We start from the raw sequence: 7,043 nt of genomic DNA, 5'->3' as shown, positions 1-7,043 counted from the left end.
AGATCTACACAACCCGTGAAGAAGCCCGAAGTGATATTTTCGATTACATCGAGATGTTCTATAACCCTAAACGCCGACACAGCAGTGCTATGCAGCTGTCTCCAGTAGAGTATGAGAAACGCTATTTCCTGAGCTTGGAGAGTGTCTAGAAAACCAGGGGCGATTCAAACGTATCCAGAGTAGAGACCTTCCTTGCGAAGCTCTTTAATACGATCACGCCCCTTAGGCTTCCACGGAGCGATGACTTCAATGTCCGTAACCTTTCGGGCTTTCGGCGCCCGCATTTCGACATAATTGGTGTGCGCATAGAAGTCTTGCACAGCATGCAGGGCTTGTCCTATGGAAAAGAACGCACTGGCAGCAGCATCCTTCATTTTTGCCAGATCACCCACGTCTTTGGCCTTCTGCGCTCTTTCGACGTAGCTGCTTGCCTCATCTAGTAAGCTCGTTACGTAAGTAGTCGCCGAATCAAAGTCGCAGTTGTCAAAATGTGCCTTGGATTCAAACTGGTGGATGATGTCCTGCTGGTAGAGGGCTTTGCGTAGCTCGGCGAGGTAAGGATTGTTCGCCAAGCCCTCGAGCACCTGCTTATGGGTGCTTGTATCGAATGGCTGGTCGCAGCCGATGCATGAAACTGGAGGGTTCGCCTGTTCAAGAGATGGCACTGTGTCGGGTGGGGGCTCTGGCCTTTCTTTCGTTCCCTCTGCCGCGTGTGCCAGTTGCCAACACACCAAAAAGGCCGCAACAACCAATGCAGTATGACTCACCATGCCTACTCTCCTTGTCACCTGTGCCGAGATTAGAGCGACCGCACCATGCACATCGAGAAATTGACACTAAAAAACCAGAATGGCTCACGCACACTGCTCTCTTTCTACACCCGAAAAAGCTTATCTCACGCTATCGTGTTTGTCGCAGGGATCAGCATGCTTGGTAATTCGATACTGTTGGTAGCTGCAGATCATGATCCAGTGGCCCTTCGCGGGTTGCAGCACACCAACGCTGAGCGGCCGCTTCTCGAATCTGCGATTAAGTCTGCAAACCTGATGACCAAGGCTAATGGTCCAACACTCACTCCTTCCTGGACGTGGAATGAAGGCGATGCCCAGTCAGTACCCGTTTACCTGGTGAAGTCGCCTGCTGGAGCTATCTCAACGCCAGCGGTGGTCCCGCGAGACTGCACGTGCGTTTTCGTAAACCTACCAGCATTCGAGGCATGGCTGAACGCCCACTCCAAAGGTTCGGGGCGCATGACGCTTGAATCAAAGCATCTGCTGACGTTTATGCTGCTTCATGAAGTCGGCCACCTGAGCAAAAATACTACAGGTGCCGAGTTCTCTAATGGCAGTCTTTCGCAGTTGAACACCGAGCCGGCTCTTGCTAAAGCTAGGGAAGAAGCAGCAGATGAGTTCGCGGCTGAGCTTGTACGCGAGTGGTCGCGGTCCACCTCTGATTTCACGACCTCAATAGAAGCGAACTGGGTGGCTAACGAACTGACGAAACTTAGCTGGAACATGCAGGCCTACAGAACGCTCGACGAGTTTGGAGCGTTGGAGACGGGGAAGCCATTGGTGTTCTTCGATCAGAACATGTCACACCCAAACTTGGCCTGGAGGATACTGCGCAGTAATCACCTCATCCAGCAATCAGAGGAGACCAAAGCCTTACTTCATAACTTTGAGGAGGCTCGCCAGAAAGGTGCAGATCCACTGCCTTTATACCAAAGCCCGTAAACTGCATAATCACGTTTACCGCGTGCAGATACAGGCATACCCTCTCATTAACTTAGCCAAAGCTAACTGAACTGCTGGCCCTATCTCGATGCATGTAGATAGACTAAATTCTCTCACGACTACAGGACGACAGCGGTCCAAAGCGAAAGACAAAGGACTGCCGGCCTCCTCAATTAGCGTCCCCTGTTAACTAGATTTAACCTTAAACTGTTGTCGTTAACAGACCAAAAAATAGATTTAACCGCTTGGATCACACTGCATAGCAACTCACCTACAGCATCGCTACTGGGTTTGTGACAGCTACCGTCCATTCGGGAGCCGATACTGGACGTCAATGTGGCGCTTGATCTCCAAGATGTCCTCGGTCGCGTCAGGAGCGGCGGCCTCGTGCTGGGAGTACAACACATCTGTCGTCTACGTCGGGTTATCTTCGATCCTGTTGCCATAGAACTAGGCCGGAGCTTGGGTACAGCGGGTCGATCGGTGATTGGTATCTGGCTCGCTTTGCTGCAAGCGGGTGGAGCGTCGTTCCATCTGTTAGAGGACAAAATGGCTTTGTCGCTCGTCGGTTCCGTCGCGATGACCCTGGTGCTCATCATCTGGCAAAAACCCGGGCGGTATCGTGGGTAAGTCCAAAGAGCAGGGGGGGGCGCCGACTACATGGTGGCACCCTGCTACAATCGCCTCCCTTGGAATAGAGAGGCCGACATGACACGGATCGCTGTAACACTTGCTAGTTCTCTTGCACTCACCGGCTGCATGACGCAGATGCCCGAATCGGAATACCAGACGATTTCTAAGTTGGTCTCAGCCGCAGGCCTGTGCAAACGCGAGCAACTTATCACCGCAGACCAATACAACAGCTTTGTCTCGTTCCAGATGCAGCGTCGTCCAGCCCAGTACCTGTATGACCAGGGCAAGCTGTGGAATATGGTTCAAAGCTACTCGGCTGAGGCGGATGCTATGGTTCTCACCGACGCAGATCGATCGAAAGCCCAGATCGCTTGTGCTCAGGTGGCTAGCGCGGCGGACGAAATGGCCAGAATGAGCCAAGCACCAGGCGTCGCACCGCAGATGCCGGTCTATACCCCTCGCAACACCAACTGCATCACCAATTACGGCTACACGACCTGCTCGTCATATTAAAGCCCGGGAACAGACCCAATGAAATATATCGCCGCCCTTGCCGTAGCCCTCTCCCTCGCGGGATGCGCCTCCGAGCAGCAGACCTGGAAGGCCACGGCCACAACCGACGAATTCACCGATAAGACCACCATGATGGTCACTACGGGCGATCTGGGCACGCCGAACTGGATCGTCACCCAGCCGCTGCACTTCTACCCGGTAGTCCGGAAGGAAGGCAGCGAGATCTACGTCGGCATCATGTCCGGTGGCCGCTTCAAGGTGCCGGTCGGTACCGTCCAACTGCGCATCGACCAGAACGAGGCGTGGACAATCTCTCCGCAGGAAACGCCGGTGAGCATGGCCCCGTCTATCCCGTTGGCCCCGCTCGTTGGGCTGCAGGGCGAGCAGGCTGCACTGGTCAACAACGCCCAGGAACAGGCGATGAAGTCCACGTCGCAGTTGATGAGCCCGTACACCGTGACAGGCGGCGATAAGGCCAAGCAGATCCTCAAACAGATGGTCTCCGGCCACCTGATCAAGTACCGCACCGTAGGCATCAATCAGGCCGCGTCGACCACCGGAGAGGCCGTTATCGACCCGTCGCTGGTCAAGTCGCTGCGGGAGATCGGCATCGAGCCGAACAGCCTGTAAGGCGTTCCTGCAGCCACAAAAAAGCCCGCCAAGCGGCGGGCTTGCGGGGACAGCGCCAATCAGATTGACGGAGTATGTACGTCGGCGGTCGCGGTGGTAGCCAGGTCAAAAGCGGGCATCACAGGGGCCAACGAGCAAGTCACCTAGGGAGTCTATTCGCCGAACAAGCATGAAACCTTCCTGCGAAGCGGTAATTACATTTGTCACCCGAAAGCGTAACGCAGTGCCAGAGGGGGTGAGCGTTGGTCGCTGGCTACCTGCAAAAGCAGCCTCTGCAGGTAGCCACAGTTTTGCTGCTGCTGATCCAATGCGGCAATAAGGAAGAGAATCCCCCGCAATCCAAAACCTGAGCGCAAGCGTAAGCCCCGGCTAAGCCGGGGCGATTCTTCGTCGGGATTCGTCAACATGGGATCAACACCTGTAAATACGTAGTCAGGATAGTCATAAGTCAATCCCGGCATGACCCTCACCCCTGGCCGGAGAATCGGCCCATGTTAACCATGTTGTTCCCAAGTGACACCCCGGTCGACAGTTCAATCCCATCGGTCACGTTGCCAACTTCATCCCTCGTCGATGACTCTGAGACCGGCGGCCGACCAGCCGCCGGTCCATTTGAGCGTGCTTGAAAGCCGCGTCGTTTCTGGATGAGACAGTTTTAATTCTCTAACGCATCCGTCCGGATCGGAATTTTAAGTGGTCGCGGCAGTTTTGCGATTCCTCTCAACGAGGCTGCAGTCCGCGAAAACAGCGATGCTCCCGCGACAGTTTTAATACTCAAAGTCTACTTCGACTCGCAACTGATCCAGCTCTGTGTTTGGGGCGCGGGAGGCCTGTAGGTGTTTCCCTTGGCTACGATCCTTTCCTCCACTATCTCCACGGGGCCAGGCCCTTTGTTCAAAGTTTTCTCAGGTACTGCGAACGTATCCGACTTCTCAGCGGCGTGGGCAGTAGGGTTACGGCTATTGGCCTTTCCTGCTCCGCCCGAGGCTTGCGCACCGGGCACCGCTGAGATCTCCCAGATTCTGTGCAAAGGACTTCCCGACGTGCGCAGGGGCTCCGACCGCGCCGGATCAGAGCATGACTGGCGTATAACGCCATGCTCCGTATTACCTTTTGCTTCGCTTAACAGCATCGGCATCCCGAATTCCTAATTACGCGGCTCAATGGCTGGCCCATCGGTTACCCCTGTCAACGCTTCACGCTGCACCTCGCGGTGCAACATGCATGAATCGGGGTCTGGTTGAATCGCCATTTCTTACCAGTATCGAACTTTAATCGACTATCCTCTGCCACCTTTAACTGATGCTCTAAGCGTCCGGCCAACACACCTTGCTCGAGCAAGGCCGGAATCCACTTCCGCGGTAGCAGCCCCTCTTCACTGATATTGTGTCGGCAACGATACCCTAGCGAGACTGCACTGCTTGTTGATGGGGGAGCGTTGCAGCACACTAAACGTCCATCGTAAGGAGACGGCCCCATATGAAGGATACACCTCGCATTCCCCTGATTATCCTTGATGTTCAGGATGCGATTGATCAACCTATTTGGGATGGTAAAAGCCACCCTGGTTATTTGTCCGCAATCCAACGCCTTCTGCGGCACTGGCGATCAAATGGCTGGCCTGTCCTTCATGTGAAGCATGATGAAAAGAATCCCACCTCCAGCTATCACGTTCATGGCCCCTGGAATGGAATCAAAAAAGAAGTGGCCCCGGTAGAGGGCGAGGCTGTCATCATCAAGCATGAGAACTGCGCATTCATAGAAACCCGATTGGATGCCATCCTTAAAAGCATGCACGTAAAACGTATTGTTCTGACCGGCGTTGTGATTCATAACAGCATGGATGCCACTATCCGAGCGGGGAAGGCACTTGGATACGAAATCATTCTTCCTGCGGATGCGACTACTGCTGTACCCGTCATCAGGCCAAATGGAACGTTTTGGGACGCCTCTACCGTTTATGAGCTGACCTTGGCCATACTGGGCACCGAATATGCCCAAGTCATGTCATCAGAAGATGTGGTCGCACAGCTTTGCCTATGAAGCAGTGGCTGGCACCCACTGATGCGGTAGCAATTGCTCGATATCACTGGTCCGCTGTGTGGGCAGCCGCGTCAGCACATCTCTGAGATAGGCATACGGATCATGCCCATTCATGCGCGCCGATTGGATCAGGCTCATGATTACAGCCGCCCGTTTACCGCTGCGCAGCGACTCGGCAAATAACAAGTTCGAGCGTCCGAGCGCCCATGGCCGTATCTGGTTTTCAACTTGGTTGTTGTCGATGGGCACAGCTGCGTCGTCCAGATAGCGCTTCAGCGCTACCCAGCATTTCAGGCTGTAATCGAGGGTTTTGGCCGTCGCTGATCCGTTCGGCACCCCAGCCACGGGCAACTCGATTTTCACTGACGCTTCGGCTGGCCGTTTAGGTACAGCCTTCAGCGGGACAAATGCTGGCAGCGAGGTCGGTGCGGGCTGGTCTCGATAGAGCGGCATCCATTTACGGATGACGATGCCGTGGCTGATGGCGACTCTGGACTCTGTTGCCCAGGTTGCAGGCATTCCTGAGCGACCTAGGCTTTGAACAGTTTCGGATAAGAGCTTCGTTGGCGTACGGAAATCTTTACGATCGGGGGTGATCGCGTTCGCCTAAAAATACGCGAATAGCATCGCCCTTAATGATGGAGTTCGGACGGTGAGCTCGCCGTACGGTTACGCGACAGGTGCTAACCCCTGCTTTGTTTCGACGTTCGATGCCGGCGCCTGGGCAACAATCCTAACTAGCCCAGCGACTTGCTACTTTCGAGAGCTTTGATGTCGACTACGATAATGTCCCCTGACTTCACCGACTTCAGCTGCAGTCGGGTAGGAATAGCTTCCGATGCACGGTAGGCACACTGTGCCGCCGACCGACTGCGCCCGCAACTTGTTAGTAATCACACTGGGCGAAACTCGATAGTGAAACGACGGTTTGGTCGATATAGGACTGGAGGCGACTCCCACGAGTCCATGTTCTGGTCGTCTAGATTCGAGCTTTTGCTCCTGGATAGCATGAGAAAGACCGGCAGCTTGTAAGCGGTGAGGGGCGGGATTCGATACTGCGAGAGGAATAGGCAAAAAGGCGGCACGTATCATGTAACGCTTTCTCATACGAAAAATTAATCTAACCCCATGCAGCAAGGAGGTCCTTCTGCGGGGTCGGCAGCACATCGTAGCTGCGGCACCCACAACTCACATAGTCTCTGGAGTTGCCGCCATGAAATCCATCAAATCAGTAGTTATCAGCGTCGCTATCGTTGCATTCAGTGCGAACACCTTTGCGGCCTACAGCCAAAAAGAACAGACTCTGATTAGCGAGTCGGGTAGTGGCGTTGTGATCACCCCCATCTCGAAAAACGGTTCTGATCGCACTCCAGGTTTCCAGCGTGTAGCTGAAGGTGGTTCCGATCGTACCCCAGGCTTCCAGCGTGTAGCTGAAGGTGGTTCCGATCGTACCCCAGGCTTCCAGCGTGTAGCTGAAGGTGGTTCCGATCG

At 54.5% G+C, this 7,043-nt stretch carries 6 protein-coding genes and 2 pseudogenes; 6 read left to right on the top strand and 2 right to left on the bottom strand.

The genetic code is table 11. From position 1 onward, the window contains the following. Positions 1 to 149, top strand: a 149-nt coding sequence (locus tag K5E40_RS33865; protein WP_153575176.1) for an IS3 family transposase, incomplete at its 5' end; no start/stop codon positions are given. A gap of 15 nt (positions 150 to 164) precedes the next feature. Here the strand turns inward: K5E40_RS33865 and K5E40_RS33860 are convergent. Further along, positions 165 to 770: an HET-C-related protein gene (locus K5E40_RS33860; RefSeq protein WP_221734385.1), complete on the bottom strand. Its 606-nt coding sequence runs from the start codon at positions 768 to 770 to the stop codon at positions 165 to 167. Positions 771 to 815: 45 nt separating this feature from the next. Here K5E40_RS33860 and K5E40_RS33855 point away from each other — a divergent pair, with 45 nt between their 5' ends. From K5E40_RS33855 to K5E40_RS33840, 4 genes are all read left to right on the top strand, one after another. After that, the gene (locus tag K5E40_RS33855) at positions 816 to 1,733 is read left to right on the top strand and encodes a hypothetical protein (protein ID WP_016969430.1); all 918 of its coding nucleotides are present in this window, start codon (positions 816 to 818) and stop codon (positions 1,731 to 1,733) included. A gap of 708 nt (positions 1,734 to 2,441) precedes the next feature. Continuing rightward, positions 2,442 to 2,879, top strand: a complete 438-nt coding sequence (locus K5E40_RS33850; protein ID WP_016969428.1) for a hypothetical protein — start codon at positions 2,442 to 2,444, stop codon at positions 2,877 to 2,879. A gap of 18 nt (positions 2,880 to 2,897) precedes the next feature. Continuing rightward, positions 2,898 to 3,509, top strand: coding sequence for a hypothetical protein (locus tag K5E40_RS33845; protein WP_016969427.1), 612 nt, complete (start codon positions 2,898 to 2,900; stop codon positions 3,507 to 3,509). A gap of 1,479 nt (positions 3,510 to 4,988) precedes the next feature. Next, positions 4,989 to 5,552, top strand: coding sequence for an isochorismatase family protein (locus tag K5E40_RS33840; RefSeq protein ID WP_016969424.1), 564 nt, complete (start codon positions 4,989 to 4,991; stop codon positions 5,550 to 5,552). Here K5E40_RS33840 and K5E40_RS33835 read toward each other — a convergent pair. After that, positions 5,547 to 5,888: pseudogene (locus tag K5E40_RS33835) on the bottom strand (transposase domain-containing protein); the annotation flags it as partial. The gene K5E40_RS33840 and the pseudogene K5E40_RS33835 overlap by 6 nt on opposite strands. A gap of 877 nt (positions 5,889 to 6,765) precedes the next feature. Here K5E40_RS33835 and K5E40_RS33830 point away from each other — a divergent pair. Beyond that, positions 6,766 to 7,043: pseudogene (locus K5E40_RS33830) on the top strand (hypothetical protein); the annotation flags it as partial.

Source organism: Pseudomonas baetica, assembly GCF_019733355.1.
Classification (GTDB): Bacteria; Pseudomonadota; Gammaproteobacteria; order Pseudomonadales; family Pseudomonadaceae; genus Aquipseudomonas; species Aquipseudomonas baetica_A.
The sequence above is the reverse complement of the archived record's forward strand: the minus strand, read 5'-3'. Positions and strand labels throughout refer to the sequence as shown.